The organism is Rossellomorea sp. GAMAL-10_SWC, from assembly GCF_049568075.1.
Classification (GTDB): Bacteria; Bacillota; Bacilli; order Bacillales; family Bacillaceae_G; genus Gottfriedia.
In genome coordinates this window covers 4,621,018-4,644,288 of record NZ_CP144911.1, presented here as the reverse complement: position 1 = coordinate 4,644,288, position 23,271 = coordinate 4,621,018, and the positions used below count along the sequence as shown (strand labels likewise).

The 23,271-nt window shown below is 30.2% G+C and carries 23 protein-coding genes; all 23 read right to left on the bottom strand.

Annotated elements, in window-relative coordinates; translation table 11 throughout:
• Positions 1–59: 59 nt before the first annotated feature.
• Positions 60–950: an LCP family glycopolymer transferase gene (locus V5E38_RS22475; RefSeq protein ID WP_499213626.1), complete on the bottom strand. Its 891-nt coding sequence runs from the start codon at positions 948–950 to the stop codon at positions 60–62.
• 97 nt (positions 951–1,047) lie between these two features.
• Positions 1,048–2,046: a metallophosphoesterase gene (locus V5E38_RS22470; RefSeq protein ID WP_499211498.1), complete on the bottom strand. Its 999-nt coding sequence runs from the start codon at positions 2,044–2,046 to the stop codon at positions 1,048–1,050.
• A gap of 58 nt (positions 2,047–2,104) precedes the next feature.
• The gene (locus V5E38_RS22465; RefSeq protein ID WP_499211497.1) at positions 2,105–2,776 is read right to left on the bottom strand and encodes an HAD family hydrolase; all 672 of its coding nucleotides are present in this window, start codon (positions 2,774–2,776) and stop codon (positions 2,105–2,107) included.
• A 12-nt stretch (positions 2,777–2,788) separates the two neighbouring features.
• Positions 2,789–4,417, bottom strand: coding sequence for an aldolase catalytic domain-containing protein (locus V5E38_RS22460; RefSeq protein WP_499211496.1), 1,629 nt, complete (start codon positions 4,415–4,417; stop codon positions 2,789–2,791).
• Positions 4,414–5,160 carry a 3-deoxy-manno-octulosonate cytidylyltransferase gene (locus V5E38_RS22455; RefSeq protein WP_499211495.1) on the bottom strand — a complete coding sequence of 249 codons (747 nt, stop codon included), beginning with the start codon at positions 5,158–5,160 and terminating at the stop codon, positions 4,414–4,416. The genes V5E38_RS22460 and V5E38_RS22455 overlap by 4 nt, the downstream gene beginning before the upstream one ends.
• Positions 5,161–5,236: 76 nt before the next feature.
• A complete protein-coding gene (locus V5E38_RS22450; protein ID WP_499211494.1) occupies positions 5,237–6,475 on the bottom strand; it encodes a hypothetical protein in 1,239 nt (412 codons plus the stop codon).
• 33 nt (positions 6,476–6,508) lie between these two features.
• Positions 6,509–7,366, bottom strand: a complete 858-nt coding sequence (locus V5E38_RS22445; RefSeq protein WP_499211493.1) for a 6-hydroxymethylpterin diphosphokinase MptE-like protein — start codon at positions 7,364–7,366, stop codon at positions 6,509–6,511.
• Between the two features lie 28 nt (positions 7,367–7,394).
• Positions 7,395–8,537: a polysaccharide deacetylase family protein gene (locus V5E38_RS22440; RefSeq protein WP_499211492.1), complete on the bottom strand. Its 1,143-nt coding sequence runs from the start codon at positions 8,535–8,537 to the stop codon at positions 7,395–7,397.
• Positions 8,538–8,567: 30 nt separating this feature from the next.
• Positions 8,568–10,343: an ABC transporter ATP-binding protein gene (locus V5E38_RS22435; protein WP_499211491.1), complete on the bottom strand. Its 1,776-nt coding sequence runs from the start codon at positions 10,341–10,343 to the stop codon at positions 8,568–8,570.
• A gap of 55 nt (positions 10,344–10,398) precedes the next feature.
• Positions 10,399–10,740 (bottom strand): helix-turn-helix domain-containing protein, encoded by a 342-nt coding sequence (locus V5E38_RS22430; RefSeq protein WP_390310010.1) that lies wholly within the window; start codon positions 10,738–10,740, stop codon positions 10,399–10,401.
• Positions 10,737–11,909 carry a DegT/DnrJ/EryC1/StrS family aminotransferase gene (locus V5E38_RS22425; protein WP_390310008.1) on the bottom strand — a complete coding sequence of 391 codons (1,173 nt, stop codon included), beginning with the start codon at positions 11,907–11,909 and terminating at the stop codon, positions 10,737–10,739. Before V5E38_RS22425 ends, V5E38_RS22430 begins: the two co-directional genes overlap by 4 nt.
• An 18-nt stretch (positions 11,910–11,927) precedes the next feature.
• Positions 11,928–12,569 carry an acetyltransferase gene (locus tag V5E38_RS22420; protein WP_429898775.1) on the bottom strand — a complete coding sequence of 214 codons (642 nt, stop codon included), beginning with the start codon at positions 12,567–12,569 and terminating at the stop codon, positions 11,928–11,930.
• A 1-nt stretch (position 12,570) separates the two neighbouring features.
• On the bottom strand, positions 12,571–13,170 hold the full coding sequence (locus V5E38_RS22415; RefSeq protein WP_429898774.1) for a sugar transferase: 600 nt from the start codon (positions 13,168–13,170) through the stop codon (positions 12,571–12,573).
• A 13-nt stretch (positions 13,171–13,183) separates the two neighbouring features.
• On the bottom strand, positions 13,184–13,354 hold the full coding sequence (locus tag V5E38_RS22410; RefSeq protein ID WP_390310002.1) for a YwzD family small protein: 171 nt from the start codon (positions 13,352–13,354) through the stop codon (positions 13,184–13,186).
• Positions 13,355–13,381: 27 nt separating this feature from the next.
• On the bottom strand, positions 13,382–14,434 hold the full coding sequence (galE, locus tag V5E38_RS22405) for an NAD-dependent epimerase/dehydratase family protein (RefSeq protein ID WP_499211490.1): 1,053 nt from the start codon (positions 14,432–14,434) through the stop codon (positions 13,382–13,384).
• 72 nt (positions 14,435–14,506) lie between these two features.
• Positions 14,507–15,535 (bottom strand): glycosyltransferase family 2 protein, encoded by a 1,029-nt coding sequence (locus V5E38_RS22400; RefSeq protein WP_499211489.1) that lies wholly within the window; start codon positions 15,533–15,535, stop codon positions 14,507–14,509.
• 80 nt (positions 15,536–15,615) lie between these two features.
• Positions 15,616–16,623 (bottom strand): glycosyltransferase family 2 protein, encoded by a 1,008-nt coding sequence (locus V5E38_RS22395; protein WP_499211488.1) that lies wholly within the window; start codon positions 16,621–16,623, stop codon positions 15,616–15,618.
• Between the two features lie 18 nt (positions 16,624–16,641).
• Positions 16,642–17,829: a glycosyltransferase gene (locus tag V5E38_RS22390; protein WP_499211487.1), complete on the bottom strand. Its 1,188-nt coding sequence runs from the start codon at positions 17,827–17,829 to the stop codon at positions 16,642–16,644.
• The gene (locus tag V5E38_RS22385; RefSeq protein ID WP_499211486.1) at positions 17,801–19,012 is read right to left on the bottom strand and encodes a glycosyltransferase; all 1,212 of its coding nucleotides are present in this window, start codon (positions 19,010–19,012) and stop codon (positions 17,801–17,803) included. The genes V5E38_RS22390 and V5E38_RS22385 overlap by 29 nt, the downstream gene beginning before the upstream one ends.
• A gap of 25 nt (positions 19,013–19,037) precedes the next feature.
• Positions 19,038–20,114, bottom strand: coding sequence for an EpsG family protein (locus V5E38_RS22380; protein WP_499211485.1), 1,077 nt, complete (start codon positions 20,112–20,114; stop codon positions 19,038–19,040).
• Between the two features lie 22 nt (positions 20,115–20,136).
• The gene (locus V5E38_RS22375) at positions 20,137–21,027 is read right to left on the bottom strand and encodes a glycosyltransferase family A protein (RefSeq protein ID WP_499211484.1); all 891 of its coding nucleotides are present in this window, start codon (positions 21,025–21,027) and stop codon (positions 20,137–20,139) included.
• Position 21,028: 1 nt separating this feature from the next.
• The gene (locus V5E38_RS22370; RefSeq protein WP_499211483.1) at positions 21,029–22,144 is read right to left on the bottom strand and encodes a glycosyltransferase family 4 protein; all 1,116 of its coding nucleotides are present in this window, start codon (positions 22,142–22,144) and stop codon (positions 21,029–21,031) included.
• 17 nt (positions 22,145–22,161) lie between these two features.
• The gene (locus V5E38_RS22365; protein WP_499211482.1) at positions 22,162–23,271 is read right to left on the bottom strand and encodes a glycosyltransferase family 4 protein; all 1,110 of its coding nucleotides are present in this window, start codon (positions 23,269–23,271) and stop codon (positions 22,162–22,164) included.

The window sequence follows — 23,271 nt, the reverse complement described above, 5'->3', positions numbered from 1 at the left end:
CCGTAATATAGTCAAACTATATTACAAATCGGGGGTTTTTCTCTCGATAAAAATTCACGCTATTGTGTTAATCCCAACTGAACGCGTAGTTCGTTTGAAAGTGCTAAACGATTTTCTTCCGGTACTAAATAATAGTAGATTCCCTTAATCATTTTCCCACTTCCTTCTAGTTGCTGTTGTTCAATACTGTCAGTGGCACCGCGATAGCTTTTCTGAATATCGAACATTTCATCTAAAGTTAAATTAGTTTCTAGGTTTTTACTAATCGAATTTAATATATCCTTATAACTCACTAAACTTTTAATTTTTGTTCCTTTATTAATTACTTCCTGAATAATTTGACGTTGTCTAGCTTCTCGTCCAAAATCACCTTGTGGATCCTCGTAACGCATTCGCGAGAAACTTAATGCCTTTTCACCATTTAAAGACAATAATCCCTTTTTAAAGTGATAACCGTCATTTGTGAAGTCTAGTGTATTCATAACCTCTACTCCACCAATTGCATCTACAATGCCCTTAAATCCCTCCATATTGACCTCTAAATAATAATCAATAGGTATGTTTAAAAATTTCTCCACAGTGTTTACACTCATCTGTATACCACCGAATGCAAATGCATGATTAATCTTATCAGTACGATTTTTCCCTACTATTTCAGTACGAGTATCGCGTGGAATACTAATAATTTTCGTCGTATTTTTTGTAGGATTTACGGTTAAGACCATTAGAGAATCAGAGCGCCCCTGGTCACCTGGACGTTTATCTACTCCTAATAGTAAAACTGAAAATGGATTATTTTCCTTAACGCTGACGGTTTGGACTCTTTTCTCCGACTTTTCAATTGGGTGATAGATAACGCTTGTCGTTTTCGTGACTTCATGATAAATATAAAATCCAGTAGCCCCAGCTATAACTACCAGTACAATCAAAACAATTCCAATGCGCAACATTATTTTTTTCCAGCTCACGGATATTGCTCCTTTTAGTAAAAATTAAAATTGTTAGACTAGATGAAAGAAAATATGAAAAATATGTTTCAACGTCTTTTTATTTTTTTTGTTTTAATGTTAAAACATTAAATTCAGGTGGGTTAAATAAACGAAACTTTAGGAACCGAATAAAATTGCTACTTCCAAGACCTGTACTTACATATTGTTTAGTATGTTTGTACTCCCAAAGACCTTTAACGCGGTTTTGTGGGGGAAACAGACCACCCCACTTATACCATCCCTCTGGAACGAATAGTGCTCCTATAAAAGGTAAACGAATTTGTCCTCCATGATAATGCCCAACAATAATCAAATCGTATTTCCGATCTCTAAACTTCAGACTAGAATCATTTAAAAGACTATCAATTCTCTTATCAACTATAGGATAGTGATTAAGCGCAATTAAGACATCATTCTTTAAATAATTAATACCGGACATCTCTTTCATTAATGTTTTACGGTGCTCAATATACTGCTTGGTTTGTACATATTCAGGTAAGAAGATTCCATTTGTTTGTTTTTCACTTTGAGAAGCGTTCAGGATCGACGTTTCAAAGTCAACGAAGTTAATTGTGGAATTGTTTTTTTTGACTGAATAAACAGATTCCAAGAATTTGACACTGCGTTTTTCAATTCCTTTTATGAATTTACTTTTTACTAATACACCTTTTGAATTTACATAATATGCCTCTGGATCTTCATTTCCAGGTATATAAATCGCATTCTCTTTGTTTTTTATGCCTTCTAATAATTGATAGAAGGGTTTAATATTAGTACTTTGGCTTTTAAGAATCATATCCCCAGTAAAAACAATGGCATCATAATCGGTGGAATTAATGGATTTTAACAAGCGACTTTGATTTTTACCAAACTCTTTACTATGCAAGTCTGTAATTTGAAGAATTTTATATCCTTCAAATTCTTTTGGTAAATGGTCTACTAAGACATCTTGTTTTGCTATTGTAATTCGGTTATTATCCCAAATTATATAAATTACTAGAGCACAGATAAATAATATGATTAACCTTGCAACCACTTTTGTTAATTTATTTTTCAAAGTAACCGCTCCATTATCCACTTTTTATACAAAGTATTGATAACCCGTTCAAATGAAATTAATAATTGATCGTCTGCTTTAATTCGAAAAAATCAAAGAGCTCCTCAACGCTTTCAGTTACATAGACATTCTTACATTTACTTGCGTCGACTTTACTTTCAAATCCGTAACCATAAGTCACAGCAATAAAATCAATTCCCACTTTCTCTGCACCAATTGCATCATGCATGCTATCACCGATCAATACTACTTTTGATAAATCATTTTGACCTATCTCTTTTAAACACATTAAAATCAAATCTGATTTACTAAGCGTATCGGCATCATCGACCCCAAAAATAACATCAAAGTGCTTGCTTAATTCGAAATTCCCTAAAATTTCTTTTGCTAGATCATCCCTCTTCAGCGTTGCAACTGCCGTAGTACATTTTTTCTCTTTTAATGAAAATAGTAACTCTTTAATATAGCTATATTGCTTAGCTTCAAATTTACCCTTTTCTTTATATCTAGTTCTATATATTTTTACAGCTTCTCTTGCCTTCTCCTCATTAAAACCGCACTCTCGCATAAATGATTCGGCAGGTGGTGGACCAATAAATCGTCTCTGCTGTTGAACTGTTAATTCGGGTGCCCCCATTAGAATTGCAGTATGATTCGCACCAATCATGATTCCTTCCGCTGTATCTAGTAATGTTCCATCTAAGTCAAAAATGATTGTAGAATATTTCATATGCCCTCCGCTTTAATATGCCTTACTATACAAATGAACATCATTATAAATCGTCGATGTTACATAGTGAATTCCCATATGCTTTTCTACACTGGCTAAGTAATTTTTTATTTCTTCATTCTTTTTAACAAGCTCAACCATTTCAATATGATTGATTAATTCTGTTGAATAGTAGTTTTTAGCCTTATTTAAACTGAACCCATCAAATCCCGCAAGATACACATGATCAATAAATAAACGATTTAATAAATTAATAGCCATTAATCCTGCGTTATCTGAAATTAAGGGGTTTTCTAGTAGTAAATCAGCATAATTAACGACTAATGATGAACCGACTTTTAAGTTTGTAATATTAGAGGTTGTAATCAAAGTTGTAGTAATTGCTCTATCTTTTATTACTTCTTCCATACTCTTAAATCTCTTAGTATTGCTAATAAAAATAGCGTTACAGTTAAAAGCACTAGGTAAAAAATTTATGCTAATAATAAACGGATCCTCTTCGGTTATAAACGTTTTAATATTCTCTAATTCTTTTTCGATTGATTTACCTGGTGCTATAATGAGTACTTTTTTATTACCAATTTGCTTCCTTAATCTATTCAAACTTTCTGTATCGTCTACCAATTGCATTTGATGATTTATGTATAAATCTTCAATATAAATTTCATCATAGATATTACGTTTTTTGTTCGGGATTTGCCTCAATATTGTATTGATTGACTTAACAGAAATCGTCTGTTTATTCATTAAATATGATGCATAGTTAGGGTGACAATTATTGATTGCCGCTATGAAATAGGGAACGGAATAACCCCATTTAGGCTCATTAAAAAATCTACCCAAATGTTCATCTACAATTTCCAATAACGGTACTATTTTATATTTTTCATCAATATTTTCATTGATGTACTCGGAAATTAGCTCCGTGCATAAATTTCCAGCACCTCTTCCCATACCAAATACTGATGAATCTATTATTATATTTCTTTTAGTATGCAGCGTTAGCAATTCTTGAGCATTTGAAAAAGATAATTGTAAATTATTATGAGAATGGAATCCGATGTTAATTGTTTTATCAAGATTATGATCTAGTAGGTGGTACATTCTTAGTAAATTATTTTTGTACATAATCCCAAGTGTATCTACTAAGTAAAATGCATATGGTTTTAACTCATTAACTTTTTCGATCAAAGCTAACAGATTTGCATCAGTATAGCTAGTAGTACCAACGGGTTGAATAAACACTTTATACCCTTTTTCAATTAACATTTTTCCATATTCTAATGCTTCAGCAATTTCTTCTTCATTATCATGGAAAGTTAATCGAATTCCATCAATTGAAGTACCATCATATACTTTTATCTTATCGTTTGAGATAAATGGTTGATCAATCATAGCTACGTAAATAGTATCTTTATTTTTTGTTTTTGGCTGAATCAGTTCTTTGATGTTTTCAATATCATTGAAAATTGTAGTATCATTATCATAATCAACATCTCTTAGAAATCCACATTCGATAATGTCTATATTAGACTGTGTCAATTTTTCAATTACTTTTTTAACCGTCCTCTTACCAAAGTTCCAATTGTTGATGTATCCACCATCGCGTAAAGTACAATCGAGTAACTTTATATTGTTCACTCAAATACCACACTTTCTAAACGATTTTTTATGATATCTCGTACTTTATCTAAATCTTTTGGGGTATCTACGGAAAGAGTCGTCACATTTGCTTCCACAAATTTTATCTTTTGACCATTCTCAATAAATCTAAACTCATCAATGTCTTCGGCTGCTTCCAAAGGTCCTCTTGGTGCCAAATAACAGAACCCCAATGCACTTTTTGTAAAACATTGTACTCCAACGAACTTTTTATAATAGAAATCGTATGTCCCTTTTGGGTAAGGAATTGGGCTTCGAGCTAAATATAATCCATATCCAAAAACATCAGTGGCAACTTTAATCTTTGAAAAATCAACCGCCTCCAAAGGATTTTTTAACTCTGTCATTAAATTTGATACATATAGTGAATTCGAATCAACCTCTTTAGGAAGAATCCTTCTAATTGCCTCAGTTTCTATTAATGGTTCATCCCCATTTACATTTATATAAAAATCTGCGTCTACTAAAGTGGAAACCTCGTATAGTCGGTCAAGATGTGTTTTATGATTTTCAGAAGTCATAATCGTTTTTATTCCATAGCTTTCACAAACATCTTTAATTCGTAGATCATCTGTTGCTACATATACCTCACTTAGTCCCTCTAATCCTTTTAATCGTTCGTGAACCCACCAAATCATTGGTTTTCCACAAATATCTGCTAATGGCTTGCCTGGGAATCTTGACGAATTATATCTAGCTGGAATTACTCCGATAATTTTCATATAAATCCTCCCGTCTTTTTTTAATCCGGATACCGTTCTTTTTTAAGAACCACAGGATATATTAAAAAATCTTTTTTTATGTTAATTCAACTCCATATTCAAAAGCATTAGGAATATCACTGAATAATAGATTTTCATTTCTATAAAGTTCATATAATTTAAAGAAATTAATCTGTTCTTCTAAATAACCTAAATACCTTACATCTCTTTTTAGATTTTCTTGTAATTTAAGAAGAATATATTCCAAATAATAAATATATTGGTATGTTTCAGATTGATCGACAAAATTTTTAAAGTTTATATTCTTCATATTGTTGCTAATAAAAAATTTATAGGCGTCTTCTATTTTTCTGCTTTGATTATATTTTACCGAGTCATCCATTTTTGAAATAATGTCAAACATGATAAAATAAAAGTCAAAGAAATAACTTCTCTTATTAAGAGTATTCCAATCTATTACTCTACACCCCAACTTATTTTTAAGAATATTTCCTTCCCAAAAGTCACCATGAGAAAACACTAAAAATAATTTCATTTCAGAAGGTTTCTCTTCCAGTTTCTCATTAATTTCTACAATAAAATCTTGAATATTTTTTGCGAAACTTTTTAACTTTTTATTTTCTTTTAAATACAATTCTACTAATTTATTGATCCTAATGTTTAAGTTTTGAATATGATTTTTCAATAATATTAATTGGTGGTTATTACTTAATATTATATCCTTTAATATTGGAAGAACTTCTGAATAGAAATGTTGATTACTCTTAAAATTAAATGATGAAGTTTTAATATTATAATATGACTCCTTCATAAATCGTTTTTTTATATCCCAACTTATTAACTCCGGTGCTAATTTACACTTTTGAGATTCTTTAAATTTCGTTATAATTTCTTTAATCTCCTTAATTGAAAAATGATTAGGAAAAAAAGTTATGAGAATCTTCTCTTTAAAATTTACAATTTTGTATTCCCCTTGAACAGTTACTAATAAACAGTGTCCATTATGTATTGTAGAAATATTGGGATGGGAACTTTGAGATCCAGGAAGTAAATATTTTTTTTTATAAATTAAATAGATAAATTCTATTACTCTAATTAAGCAAACTAAGGGCTTTATAAAATTTAACACTCGACTTCTTGTTTTTCTTGTAAAAAAATTAAAAGGTTTTCCTCGTAAAAGCATGTAGTATATAAGACTTACTATATTTTGATCTAATTTTATATATAGTAGCCTATATTGTAAATTATCAATAAAAATATATGTATTTTCTTTACTCTGCATTTGCTTTTTGCTTGAACTTTTATTATTTAGCATACATTTTTACCCCAAACTTATTTAATAAAAATACTACTCCACTTTGGTTTGTAACAAAGAACCCCTAAATAAAACCTCATCTAAATTTACTCTTTCAAATAGTTCTAGCATTCCTCCTCTTGTAGCGTTATATATTTTTATATTATTTTTATCTGCAAACATCTTAGCTTCTTTATAAGCAACAACCATTCTTTCGCCCGCTGTTAAAAACGTAGAGTCAACACCTTGATACTCCCTAAAGTGATGGTTTAAATTGCTTGGATAGTTACAATCTACACCAATCAAATAGATTTCTTTAAATCCCATATAAACTGCTATTTGAATCATTGAATACGTAATTGAATACCCATCGTATACCACGGCAAAGGCATTACCGCTAAACTTTGAATAATATTTTTTATGTGGAAAATCATGACTAAGTATATTATGTGGATATATAAAAGAATCATCTGAAACTTTTTTTTGTTTAACAATAAAGTCACTTATGAATTTACATTCGACCTCAAGTGACTCTATTTCCTTTTCAAATTGATTATATATCCCTATATCTTGAATTCCATAATATGTTGGTCTCCAATTTGTTTCATTAAAAGCTAAGCATATGGAATTCATACTATACGTAATTTCATTATGTAGTTTTTCTAAATCTTCAATAGTTAAACTAGGTCCAGTGCCTACTATAAAGCATCTCTCTCCAACATGTTTATTTTTTAGTAGTTTTAACTTTTTATATTGATTAACATGAGTGATTCCCATTAACCTTAAATACTTCATTAGATTAAACTTAAAAATATTAAATAATTTAGGTAACGTAATAAGTTGAATGAATCTTATTTTCTTAATAAAAAAATAAGTAATTTTATTTTGCTTTAACTTATTCTTAATGCTCATGCATTCCAACACCTCGAATTTAATCTATCTAAGAAACTAAGTTTATACTAATATCTAATTCCTTTAAATTAGTTAACTTATTTAACAATCTAAAATCAGAAATATTATTACCAGCTAAATATAGTTTTTCTAGATTCACAAAATACTGTATACCATCTAAATTAGAAATATTCTGATTTCTCAAATCTAGTTCTTTTATTAAGCCCAATTTCGATATAGAAATCCATTGATCATTTGGTCTCGATACTAATTCTCTTACAAAATTTTCAAAATTTCTATCTATGAAAGTAGCTGCACCAGCTAATTCAGCAGTTGTATAGAATTCCATTCCTAACTTTTTTGCTTCACTAATAATGTACTGAATTGTATTAGGTGAAATTCTATACTTACCTGAACCAGTAGGGTCCTCTCCCCACCCAAATTCATCCCAGCAAATTTCATCTGGAATTATTGAATGACACATAAAGATTAAATTCATGCCTGTTTTTTTACAAATTTTCATCATTTTTTTTATATACTTAGGATTTTGCAAACAATTTCTATCTATACAAATTGAAGGTGCTAATCCAGTATGTTTAAATGGTGTAAGATTATCACCTACCAATTGTCCTCTAACAATTTTAAAGTATTTAGGTATTAACGCCTTAATATTATCTTCATTGTATTCTGCATATGGAAATGCAAAGGTAACAGGCTTTTTAAACTTCTCTTTTGTTTTAGAGTGTGATTGTTTTTCCAGCCAATCAAACAAGGGTTCAATCTCAGCATCTAACCACTTATATACACCTTTTTCACGGGAATATGTGTCAGCATTTTGATGTTTATAACCATGGTGTGCTATTTCGTGACCTTTGGCTTGTAACTCTAATAATAAATCTATTTCTTCTTGGGAATGCTCTCTTTCATTTTCAAAATGATGAAATGCATTTACGTTAAAAGTTACTTTTACATCGTAATGTCCAAACAATTCTTTTCCGTATTTAGCCCATTGGCTAACTCTATAACTGTCGTCAAATGTAAATGCAATTCCAGGTTTATTTATATAAGGGGACATATTACTAAGCTTTTCGAATTGAATATTCTTTTCCATCTTTTTTATTAAATACTGCCAAAATCTATATGAGTGATACTTCCTCTTTACTTTTCTTAAAATATCTATTATTCTCTTCAACCTTAGTTTCCTCCTCCTACCCGTCTGAAATTATATTACTGACATTTTTAATTCATTAACAGAGACAAGTTTTCCATTACTTATCTTATATACAACATCACAATTTTCAATAGTAGTTAGTCTATGAGCAATGATTATTAAAGTCTTTTCACCTTTCAACTTATTAATTTCTGACATAATTTCTTTTTCCGTTTCATTGTCTAATGCTGATGTTGCCTCATCCATAAAAATTATTTCAGGATTAAGATACAGTGCTCGAGCAATCCCAATCCGTTGACGTTGACCGCCAGAAAGTCTTACTCCTCTTTCTCCAACAGGTGTATCTAACTTCTCAGGCAGAGACTCAACAAACGCCTTTAACTGTGCCTGTTCTAGAGCTTTCCATACTGCTCTATCATCTATGTGAGAATTTGGCATTCCAAAAGCAATATTACCTCTAATTGTGTCATCTGTTAGGAAAATCGATTGAGGAATATATCCTATTTTCTTTTTCCAAGTTGACTCTATTTCGTGAAAATCCTTACCATCGACAGAAATGGTTCCTTTTTCCGGACGAAAAAGACCAAGAATAATATCTACTAGAGTTGTTTTTCCAGCGCCTGATTCCCCTATAAATGCTACTGATTGACCTATTGGAATCGTTAATGATACGTCTTTAATTGAATAGTCCTGTTGGTTAGGATACTTAAAAAACACACCATTCAATCTAATTGAATCCTTAAATGTCCCCTCTTCATTAATAGATAAATCTAAAGAGTGATCTTCCGTAAAATTTTGCGAAAGCTCTTCTGAATTTACAAATAAGTCTTCATAGATAACAGTTAAAGCTGGCCTATTATATCGAATAGTTGAAATCATCGAGATTACTCGATTAATAGAAGGCATAAGTCTAAAAGCTGCCATTGCAAATAGAGCCATAGTAGATACTATTTTTGTCATCGTAATCCCTTGGAAAATAATGATCAACATAGTAATAAGAACAATTGATACAATTAACGTTTCAATAAACAACCTTGGAACTTGGTCAAGCATCATGATATACCGTTTAATAATTGCATTTTTTTGGCTCTGCTCTGCATAAGCATTAACAAAAAAGTTTTCTTTTCCAGATACCTTCACTTCTTTACTTGCGCCTAACCCCTGGTTCATCCATTTAATCATCTGCCCGTTAACTTGCTGTTGTTCTTTTCCTATTTCACTCATCTTTTTCCTAAACATTTTTAAAAACAATATGACGCTTCCGCCTAATAAAAAGGAGGCTGTTAATGTTGCTACTGGAGTTGTATATAATAACAAACTTAAAATGCAAAATATTACAAGTAACTCCGTAAACAATTGAAATCCGGATAAAATAATCCCCTGAAACACTTTAGGTACTTCCTCATTTACATTTCGAAGTAATACTGCTGTGTTTCTTTGTAAATGAAATGTATATGGTTTTGTTAAGTACCCATTAAATAGTCTTTTTGACAATTTAACTTGTTGGTTAAGAATCACACGGTTCTGGGAATATTGAAACAATAAAATATATAAATTTTTTAAAACAAAAATCAAAAGTAGTACAAAGACCGAAAAGATCAAAAAAGATGTTGTCGATTTAAATTGAAATAACTCATAAATTGTATTTAAAATCTTTTGTTCCTTTATAATCGAAGGATTCGTAACAATACCTACGAATGGAACGATTAATCCAATCCCTACTGTTTCAAACATCGCAGAGACTATCATCATAAGAAATAAGACTAACAACTTTTTCTTTTCTCTTTTGTTAAAGAGCAGAAGTAATTTATTTAATGTATCTCCCAATTCTCTTTCACACCTTTACAATGAAATATCTAAAGATAACATCAATTTTTAAATGCTATCTGTTGTTTTCAATTTTACTTTTCCATTTTATAAACTCAAAAATAGATTTATACTCATGGATTTTTTCAATATCAATTCCTAATTCCTTAAGTTCAATTGCAAAATTGAACCATTCCTTTTCAAGGGGATGCTGTATTTCTGCATTTATACCTAACAAAGTGCTCATATCGACACTTAGTACTTTCGTAATCTTTTCCATAACTTGAATAGATGGATTCTGGTTTATTTCACGTTCAATGTTACTTAAATAGGACTTAGAAATATTCGCTTTTTCAGCAAGCTCAGATAATGTTAATCCCTTCTTTTTACGAATTTCTTGTATTTTTTTTCCTATCATATTTTCACCTCTTTTACCTTACAGAGTTCTTTATAAATTGTATTTTTAAGACAACTTATAACCCTGTTTTGCTCTTCTTCTGTTAAGTTTGATCCAGAAGGAAGACATATACCTGTTTTAAATAAGATTTGAGCTACATCTTCATTTTTATCATGTGAATAATAAGGGGTATTTTCAAAAAGGGGCTGCATATGGAGCGGTTTCCATACATGACGAGCTTCAATATTTTCTTCTGCCAATGCTTCAATTAGACGCTTAGTAGAAATTCCTAATTCTTGGTCAATTGTAACGACTGTAAGCCAGCGATTACTCCTTGTATTTTTTAATTCAGGCATGAACGATAAACCAGTTATATTTGATAGTTCTTTAGAGTAACGTTCAAAGATAAGTCTTCTTTTTTCTACTCTTTCATCCAATACTTCTAATTGAGCTCTACCAATTCCAGCTAGTATATTACTCATTCGATAGTTATATCCCATTTCACTATGTTGATAGAATAGTGTTGAGTCCCTTGCTTGAGTAGCTAAAAAACGAGCTCTTTGTAGGGCTTCAACGTCATTAGAAATAAGCGCTCCTCCTCCTGACGTTGTAATAATTTTATTTCCATTGAATGAAAAAATACCAAATCTTCCAAAGGTACCACTTACTTTACCTCTATATGTTGATCCCAGTGATTCAGCCGCATCTTCAATGATTGGAACATCAAATTGATTACATAATGCAAGTATTTCGTCCATTTTTGCACTTTGACCATATAAGTTCACAACAATTACAGCTTTTGGCAACTTATGTTCCAAATGTGCATCCTGAAAAGCTTTTTCAAGAGCCCTCGGAGACATATTCCACGTATCTGACTCTGAATCAATAAAAACTGGCTGAGCTCCTAGATAAAGAATCGGGTTCGCGCTTGCCACAAAAGTAAGGCTTGAACAAAAAACCTTATCACCTTTTGTTACGCCTAATAAAGAAAGAGCCAAGTGAATTGCCGCCGTTCCTGAATTGACGGCAACTGCTCCACTGGCTCCTACGTATGAGGCAATCTCTTTTTCAAATGCGTCAACATTTGGTCCTAAAGGTGCAACCCAATTCGAATCAAATGCTTGATTAATATATTTTTGCTCATTTCCACTCATATGTGGAGGAGAAAGATAAATTTTTGATAAAGACATTTGTAAACCCCTTCTCGTTTAATTTTTAATTCCAACAGCTAACTTTTTAATTACTTTAGCAGGACTTCCCACTGCACAACTGTAAGGTAAAATATTTTGTAAAACAGTTGATCCCGCTCCAATGACTGACCATTTTCCTATTTTCAAGCCTGGTATAATAGTTGCAGAAGCTCCTATATGGACTCCTTCGTCTATTTCAACATTTCCAGTTAATGTTGCATTTGGTGAAACATGTGAGTAATCCCCAATCAAATTATCATGTTCAACAATCGAACTTGTGTTAATAATACAATGGTTTCCAATTTTTGCACCTGTATTTATAACTGACTTAGGCATTACAATTGTCCCATTCCCAATGATAGCTGATGGGCTTATTATTGCTGATGGATGAATAATTGATAAATATTGATCGCTATTTATATTTAGTAAATTTACTATTTTTTTTCTTGTATCATTATTACCAATCGCAATGATTACTTTAACTTGAAAAGTAAGGTATTTTTTTATAGAATCTACAGGACCATATATGATTTCATTCTCCCGTTTTTCAATAGTAAATATATCATCTAAAATAGCTATGATTTCGTGATTTGTTAAAGAGTGTACCATTTCTTGAATGACTTTACTGTGTCCACCATTTCCTAATATAATTATTTTCATACTACATCACTTCATATGAACCCTTAAATTTTTCAATCGTCGCTTGCCCTTGCTGACTAATGTCTTCTTTCTTGATCACCTTAATAAACGTTAAGAATAAAATTTTTAAATCTACTATAAGACTGAAGTTTTTTACATACCAAATATCAAATTTAAATTTCTCTTCCCAAGTGATTGCATTTCTACCGTTCACTTGAGCCCAACCAGTTATTCCAGGCTTAACATCATGGCGTTGCATTTGCTCTTTCGTATAAAGAGATAAATATTCCATTAAAAGTGGTCTTGGACCTACTAGACTCATCTCACCTTTAACAACATTAATCAACTGTGGAAATTCATCTAAACTCATTTTTCGAAGGAATATTCCAAATTTGGTTAATCGTAACTCGTCAGATAATAGCTCACCATTTGAATCCTTTAAGTCAACCATTGTACGGAATTTGTATAAGTTAAACGGTTTCCCGTTTAATCCTGGCCTTACCTGAGTAAATAAAATTGGTGATCCCATTTTGAATCTTACCATTACTCCAACAACTAAGAGGATTGGAGAAAAAGCAATTAATATCATTAGAGAAATAATTAAATCTATACTTCTTTTCATATAATTGGACCCCCTATTTAAGCTTACTTACATTTACTAGGTTCGTGTTACGCAGGGTCTGTATTTTATAAATGATTTCATTTACAAAATCCTGTGTTTTTATATCAACTTGTTCATTACCTTTTTTATAAAAGCTTTCAAGAATCTCCTTTAACTGCTCCTGATTCAAGTTAATCGATTTCAAGGTTTCCTCCTACTTAATTTGAAACAATTAGATACCAGTGTTCGTTATAGGCAGATTGATTTCTGAAAATTTATCATAGCCATTAGGATTATTTTTTTGCCAATTCCAAGCATCCTCACACATGTCGTTAATATCTTTGATTGCTTCCCAACCTAGCTCCGCTTTTGCCTTGGAAGGATCTGCAAAACATATAGCTGTATCTCCTGGCCGACGTTCCTTAATTGTGTAAGTAATTTTTCTTCCAGAAGCTTTTTCAAATGCTTTAACCATTTCTAGAACGCTATAGCCTCTACCTGTCCCGAGATTATACGCGTTTACTCCATTTTCATGTCCAAGCTTTTCTAGTGCTTTTAAATGGCCCATCGCTAAATCCACGACATGAATGTAATCCCTAATACCTGTTCCATCCAACGTTGGATAATCATTTCCAAAGATATTTAAACTAAGTAACTTTCCTACTGCTACTTGCGATATGTATGGAACTAAATTGTTTGGAGTTCCTTTTGGATCTTCGCCAATCAATCCACTTTTATGGGCACCTACAGGATTAAAGTATCTCAATAATGTAATTCTCCAATTATTGTCGGAATTATATAAATCTCTCAGTATATCCTCTATTATTTGTTTCGTGCGACCATATGGATTTACCGCCCCTAACATCATGTGTTCAGAAATTGGCACTTGATCTGGGGAGCCATACACGGTTGCAGATGAGCTAAATACAAGCTTTTTTACATTATATTTTTTCATAAGTTCACAAAGATAGATGGTGCCGGTTACATTATTTTGATAGTATTCAAGTGGTTTGCTATTTGATTCACCAACTGCTTTTAATCCAGCGAAATGCATTACAGCATCAATATGATGGTTCATAAACACTTCTTCAAGCTTCCCTTTATTTAATATATCTATATGATAGATCGGGAAATATTTTCCTGTAATTTCAGATATGCACTTTAAACTCTCGGGACTACTATTTGAAAAATTATCTACAACAATAATTTCATAGTCATTATTTAAAAGTTCTACACATGCGTGACTTCCGATATAGCCCGCTCCACCTGTAATTAAAATTCTCAATTGTGCCATCCTCCTATATAAAATAAAAGTAATGAAAAAAAGCATTTCAACTAATAAGTTAATTGAAATGCTCTATTCTTGAACTTTATTTAATTTTAAACTTCTTATTCCTCCCTTTAATTTACTAGTTAATAAATGCTTAATTTGTATTAAGCTTAGTAATGGCCTGTAAATTAATGGATGAATTTTAATGACTAGCAATAATATTTTTACAGTAAAAGGTAACTCTTTTAGTTTTACTGTTTTATTTGAGTATTTGTTTAAAATGCTAGTAACTTTATAATATTCATTTTTATAAATCGAAAAATTAGTATTTGTAATAAATAAATTTAATAAATGTAATGAAGTAAATACCAATTTTGTTAACACTTTATTACATAGCTCTGGGTAATATTTAATCATGAAATTATACATATCTATATATATTAATACACTATCAATTTTTATATTCTTAGTTGAATCTTCCATTATACTTCCACTTCGCTGTAAATAATTATATTTAGAACTACCAACACAACAAACTTTCTTACTTTCATGAATCATTCGATAAGTAAAGTCAGTATCCTCGTGAATAATCCCTATTTTAAATCTTTGTTTTTCAAATAAACTTCTTTTAAATAACTTTGTACACACAACTTCATTATACATTTTTCCATCTAGTAAGGTTCTCATTGCTTCCTTTCTGCTTTGAACCATTAAAGGATATGGATTATTCTCAATCTTTTCATTATCTTTTAAAATAAAGTAATTACAGCTGGCAATTTCGCATTCTTTTTCTACACACATATCATAAAGTAATTTATACATATCTGGTTCGATCCAATCATCGCCATCCACAAACCCTATGTATTCCCCTTTAGCAATTTCAATACCTGAATTTCTAGCATCAGATAGACCACCATTTTTTTTATGAATTACTATAATTCTACTATCTTTTTTGGAATACTCTTCAGCTATATTCCCACAACGATCGGGGGATCCATCATTTACTAGAATCAGTTCAAAATCCGAAAATGTTTGGGATAAAATTGAATCAATACATTTATGAATATAATTTTCAACATTATAAATAGGAACTATTATACTTATTTTAGGATGCATATTTTAATATCTCCTATAAAAAAAATTTATCCTTTTAACACATAATTTTTATTAATTTTTATTAATTTTTTTATTATCGACTACATTAAAAAGTTTTTTATTCCAAAATATCCGCACACTAACCAATTTAATCGATATTTTAATAACATTGCCATAACTTTATTTTTATAGGGTAGTTTCTTCAGATTAGTGTTTTTTACAGCTTCATTTAACTTTGGATTATTTAACATTGACATGATCCTACTTAATTTATCTCTAAATCCGATATCATGCCTTCTACATTCACATATAATGCAATGAATTGTAACATTGAGGAAATTTGCCCCACCAATATAAATATTACTTTTAAAATAATTTGCATAATCTTGTGAAGTTCTATAAATAATTACTCCATTTGTTTCAAAAGTTTTATCATTATATTTACTTGATGAGCTATCAATCCCTCTTCTGTAATTATAAAAGGACTTATCCATATATAACGCACATTTAGAATGTTTTAGATATTCCAAATTAAATATCCAATCTTCTCCGTAAAAAATGTCAACATTTAATCTAATGTTGTTACTATCTACTAGTTCTCTACAATATAAATTCGATGCTAAAGAATTTATATTTCCAAATTCAAGTGCAAACGGAACTAGTTCATTTAATATTTCACTTTTATTAAATATACTTTTATTTATTTCTTTTATTGGAGCATGAACAATTTGATTATCTTTATTTATAAGTTTCATATTTGATAGAACTAAATCTACTTCCTTATTCATAGCACAAGCCAACATTTCTTTATACATGTTTTGTTCAATCCAATCATCAGCATCAATAAAGGATAAGTAATTACCGCAGGAATGATCAATTCCATTATTTCTAGCTTCACTTGGACCAGCATTTTCTTGGTTTAAAACTTTTATTCTAGGATCTTTATTAGCATACTCATATGCAATATTGAGGCTATTATCCGTAGATCCATCATTCACTAAAATTATTTCAATATTTTTTTCAGATTGAGAAATTAAAGAATTAATACACTCTTTTAAATATTTCTCGGCATTATATATAGGAACTATTACACTTACTAAAGGTTGCAAGATCTCCCCCCCTTTTAATTAAATAATTTTTACTAACTGATTAATTTCAATTGAATTATCAAATTGTTGATTTTCTAAGTTCCTCATAAATTTTAAGGATAGATCTTTTTCCTTTATTATTTTCACTATATTCGATACTAGTTCATCGATATTGCCATAAGTTAATCCATTTTCATGATGTTGTATCTGCTCTCTAAATTCTGGGATGTCACTCGTTACAATTGCTTTACCTAAAATCTTAGCTTCTAATACCGTAATTCCAAATCCTTCTACATGTGAAGGCTGCACATAAATGTCACACATTTTCATATAAGGATACGGATTTCCTTTACTCCCAAAAAGAAAAAATTGTTTTACTAATCCTTTATTTTCTATTAAACTAGTTAATTTTTCTTTTTCAGGTCCATCTCCAATAACTATCCATTTTATTTTAAACCCTTGATTAACTAACTTTTCACATGCATTTATTGCATCCTCTATCCCTTTTTGAGGAATTAATCTACAAACAGTAACAATCAGTATCTCGTTCGTACTTTTTTCTATATTGTGTTTGACCATCTCATTTGCCATACTTTTTATTAAATTTGGAGAGACGATATTATTTATTATTTTTATTTTATGATTACATGCTGGAAATTTCTGCATTAGCACTTCTTTACAATGCTTTGAAACTGTCATTATGAAATCTAATTCTTTAAAATAGTGATTATCTAACTTATAGTTATAAGGGATTTTGCTATAGTCTGTATGAATCCATCCAACTTTTTTCTTAGCTTTAACATGATCTACTGAAAAATAGATTGATTTTTTTTCTAGAAATCCCACAGATAAATCATATTCTTTATTAAATTTGGGAAGAAAGTGACTAACATACTTCCATCCAATATACTCTTTTTTCAAAATGTATTTATGAATTGTTAATATAAAAAGAAAAATGAATTTAGTAAAAAAAAGGTTGTATTTTTTACTTATTAATAAATTAGTTAGTGATTTAATTGGTGGTGCTGAAAAAAATTTATAATCATTATCTTTATTAATAATATTTACTTCCTTTGGTACTAGTGAAATAAATTCACCTGAATAATTAAATAAAAATAAATCCACATCAAATTTCTTATAGTCAATCTTTGATAATAGAGTTACTAAACTTTTTTCAGCACCTCCTATCCTTAAGGACTCAATTGAGAACAGCAATTTTTTCTTCATTCGAAATTTTCTCCTGATTGTTCTCTATTAATCTATATAACTTATTTATCTCGTGCTCATTACCTAATTTTTCGTTTTTCAGATTTGCAGTTAATAGGGTTAGTTTTTCTTTATAATCTATTGCCTCTTTTATAGCTTTGAACACACTTTCTTCGTCCATATTTGTAATTAAACCATTTACTTTATTTTCAATTTGATCTAGTACAGTAGAAAAATTAGTAACAATAATAGGCTTATTTAGTATTTTTGCCTCATCAATTGCTACAGACTTACCTTCATATCGTGAGGGCTGGGCATAGAGATCGGCCTGTTTTATATATGGATAAGGATTTTCTTTTTCTCCTAAAAAAATAAAATCATTATTTAGGTTTAAATCTGTTACCATTTTTTTAAACTTTGATTCTTCATTTGAGGTTCCTATCGAATACCATCTAAAATTATATCCATTTGCTTTTAATTTAGCAGATGCCTTAATTGCAATATCGTACCCTTTACTCATTAAAGGTCTACCCACGGTTACAATCTTGGTCCCTTCAAAACCATCAAACAAGTCTAAGTTACTACACGCCATATTGTTAATTAATGTCGGTGAACTGATATTTTCAATAACTCTCGTTTTATGGGAGCATTCTGGAAAAAATTTATCTAAAGATTGTTTACAAATTTCTGAGACAGTTACAATGTAATCCACTTTAGGGTAATATAATTTATCGGCCGAATAGTAGTAACTCCATTTTTCATAATCATTATGGAAATAGGTTATTTTTTTATTGGCTTTTATCTTATCTACTAAATAATAAAGAATTTGTTGACCATTATAATCAATAGCGACATCATAATGCTCATCAATAATAGGGAAGTTAGATGACATATACATTGCAGCATAACCTTTATTAAGTCTGGATAGTAAGAAATGAAATGTTCTTTTCAATGCAAATTTTATCTTTTTTTCCTTTATTAGATCTAAAATACATCCCGGGAATTTTTTGAAAAACGAAGGTGGGAATGCCAGATTTATTAAATTTACTTCTTTTGGAATTTGATTTAAAAAGATCCCAGTCGGTGAGAATACAGCTATATCTATTTTATATTTACTGTAATCAAAACATTGTAATAATGTCACTAAGCTTTTTTGAAATCCACCACTTTCCATATCCGAAACTAGAAATAATACCTTTTTCATATTTCCATCCTCTTTCTCTATCCTTTTATATTGAGAAAATACTAGTGTAACCAGCACTATTGCTTATTTGATAATAGAAAAACGTCATATAACAAACCATAATGCCAAAATAAATTAATTGATTAAAGCTGCTTTTCTTAAATAATGCAGTTAGTTTCGGAATCAATAATACGCTAAATATCGTAAAATAATCTGCAATCCTAGCAATAAAAACATAATTGGATGAAAGTAACATAAATATCACGCCTATTACGTAGAGATTTACCAAATGATCGCTATTTGAATATATTTTTTTTAGTGGTACTCTCCAAATAAATAAAGGAAATAACGGAATTATAAATATCAAAATCCTCAAAATATTAACACCATAATAACCTTCTGTTAATGTTTTCAAATAATCACTATACTTAGTATTTGCTAGAGCTGCTTCTAATATATTCACGAGTATAGCAAATGAAACGGTAAACGTGGCTCCAGATACCATTGTTAGAATTGTCCACTTTGTCCAAGCTCTTCCTTTATAAATTAGATATGTTGGAATCATTATTAAAGCAGAAAAGTGAAAAGTCGACGCGACTAATATGGAGATCAAATATTTTATGAATTTTCCTTTACCCAGATATCTTATTGCCCAAAATACAATACTGATTGCTAGGTACTGTCTCATAATATTAAAACTAGTAAAATAAAAGCCAATACATATGTAAAGGAGTATACTTAACTCAAACTTCTCACTAAATTTAGCAATTGTTAAAACTATAAGCGTATTGGTTATTGCTGCGCAAATAAATATAAGAAATTGCGGTTGAATCGATATTTTATACAATGCCCAATTAAGTAATGCAAAACCCGGCTCAATCTTTAATGAAAATATATCTTTAAAATCCATATTTCCAATTTTGGCGTAATCACTTCGATAGATCCATTCATCACTATAAAGAGCATTCATGAATCTAAGTCCAGATATCAGTATTAAAGTAATTAATACAGGAAAGATAAAATATTTATTATTAATGAATTGCTTATTTTTAATACTTCCAAATCGTTTTGCTAACCACCCATAGCTATAAGCAAATAGTAAAGTCAAAACATAAGGTACCAAAATAGACTCACCCTTACTAAAATCAGTTATTATACTTTACATTCCAATAATGATATAACATTATACCTGCAGGTAAAGTAGACCAGAATAATAAATACTGTTTCGAATTTTTTGACATCCAATTTAATTTTTTCTTGGCAAAAAAACCATAGCAAATATATAGCATCATACTTTTAATTCGAACTCTCCAGCTGAAATTTTTATCTATAGTTTCTTTACTGCTTTCCATACCACCTAAAGGACAGTTAATCCGTAATCTTCTTCCTGATTTCGTTAATCCTCCTTCTAAATATTCAGTGATATAAATAGGTTTATTAATATATAACGTTTTGTATTTACGTGCAATTCGTACCCAAGCAACATGCTCTCCAATAAATCTCTCATTTTTATATACCGGAAATGGGTATTTCCTTAAAATATCCGTAACAAATACTTCGCTCTTATCTCCTTTTGTCCCTTTGTTCATAATTAAATCAATATAAGTAGAAATGATTTCACTTTCATTAAAAGTATCACCAATTATCTTTCCATCACTGTAGCATCTTAGGAACGATATACTTCCAATGTCCTTTTGCTCCTTATACTTTTTATAGTAATTATTAATCGATCCTACAGCGTCAGGGGTTAGACGATCATCACTATCTAAAATTAATGATAACTTTCCCTGGGCATGTTTTACGCCTTCATTTAAAGCTGTGTGCTTTCCACCATTTTCTTTATAAAAATATTTTATATCTATTTCATTTTGACTCATTAGTTCAGCAACGATCGCTTTCGTATCATCAATACTTCCGTCATCTATGATAATCCATTCAAAATCTTTTAATGTCTGATTCTTTAGACTTACATAACAGTCGATTAACAATTTACTTCTATTAAATGTAGGGGTTAAAATTGTAAGAAACTTTGACACTTTATCCCTCCAGTTTTAACATACTGATATATATTTTTTTTATTGAAGCTCCATAGTTTGTAATATCGTAATCTTTTTTAATTGAGTGATAAGCGTTTTCTCCAAATTGTTTACGTTTTAACTCTTGATTCTTTAAATATAGTAAACTCTTTATGAATTGTTGATAATCTAAATTAGAAATAATGAATCCATTATGCTCATTTTTTATAATCTCACTTATACTTCCCACATCCATTGCAACTACAGGTTTTTCAAAGCACATTGCTTCTAAAATTACCATTGGAAGTCCCTCATTTATCGATGGCAAAAAGAATATATCAATAAGTGGATAAAATTTGTAAACATTGTCTTGATGCCCAGTGAGTTTAAACAATTCCTCTAATTCTAGATTTTTTATTAAACTTTTTATCTCTTCTTCCTGATCTCCGCTGCCTATTAATAAAAACTGGCATTCTTCAAACTTCTCTTTCTGTTTTGCTAATTGGTAAATAAAAGGAATGATTCCTTTTTGTTCGGAAAGTCTACCAACAAAACCTATTATTACCTTTCTTTTTGGTATACTAAATTCTCGATAGGCTCTTTCTCTATCCATATCTACATAATTTCTAATCTCTTCAACATCAATCGCATTCGAGAGCGTAGTAGTGTTCACATGATTGATAAAGTCAGAATTTTTTTTATAGTATTCAAATACTTCTTTGCCACACGCAATATTATGGTCATATCGTTTTCGAAAAAAAGTATCAATTAGTTTATTTAGGTTATTACTTTCTAACCATGGATAACAAATATGAATATGAGAAAGAACTTTTGCGTCTAAGTGAAACATTTTTATCGTTAAATAAGAAAAAATCGATGCTATATTGTCATGTGCATGAACAATCTTAATGTTGTTATTTTTTATTATTTTTCTTAGATTCAAAAATGTTTTTATTGGGTTTTTATCTTTAAAGTCTATTGAGTAGCTCTTTATATTATTTTTTTTAAAGATTGATTTTAAATCTTCTCCACCACAAACAACTATTGGTTCATCATTTTTCATATTTTTACATAAAATAAGAGCCAATTTCTCGGCTCCACTCAGCTTATTCATTGGTAAAACGTGTAAACTCTTCATAGTAATAGACTCCTTACTTACAGAGCATAAGATTTAGCTATACTACTTACCACTTGATTTACGTCATACTTCTTAATAAAGTGATTCGCGTTCGAAGCCATCTGTTCTAATAATACTCTGTCCTTAATTAGCTGTTCAATTCTGTCCGCAGTTACGGTTGGTTCATTAGTTGGTACTAAAAATCCATTTACATTATTTTCAATTAAATCTCTAATACCTCTGATATTTGTACCGATCACTGTTTTCTTACATGCCATTAACTCCATTATGTTTCTTGGGAGACCTTCCCTATGTGATAAAAGAATCCCAATATCACAGGCAGCTATAAGTTCACTAATGTCATTACGAAAACCTAAAAACTGTATATTTTCTTCTAATCCTCTAATTCTTACTACTTCCTTTAGTTCCTCTTTTAGCGGTCCATCGCCTGCACATACTACATTGACTTGAATCCCTCTATTTTTTAAAATATCGACGGCATCAATCATCTGCCTATGATTTTTATTTTGATTCACCTCTGCAATCATAAGAATAACAAAGTCATCTTTACTTAAATTCAATTTTCTTCTAATTTCATCCTTATGAAATAAATCCATGTTATAGGAAGCAAAATCAACCCCTACACCATGGACTTTTAGAATCCTATTTATATTAAATTTCTGAGCTCTCTGAAAATCCTCAGTATTCATCGTTATGATTGTGTCTGTAAAGTAACCCATTATTTTTTCAATAGGATAATAGATACACCAATTTGTAACGGGAGCCCCCTTATAAAAGTGAAATCCATGTACTGTATATACTGTTTTTAGTTGGGGAAACTTGGCCTTTAAAAGTCTTCCGTACAATGCGGCAATTGGTGTATGGACATGTACAATATCATACTTATGCTCTACTTGTATTTTGATAAGCTGTCTAAATGCCTTTAGATTTGATGGATGAAATGGATTCCTAGAAAAAGGAATGTCGTAAATATTTACGCCTTGCTCAGTTAGAGATCTATCGATTTCTAAATCAACTGAACAGGCACAATCAACTATGTTTTTATCACTGATAAGTTTTTTAATATGAGGAACTAAAAAGGCATTGATTGTTCTACTTAGTGTCGTTATATATAATATTTTTTTCAT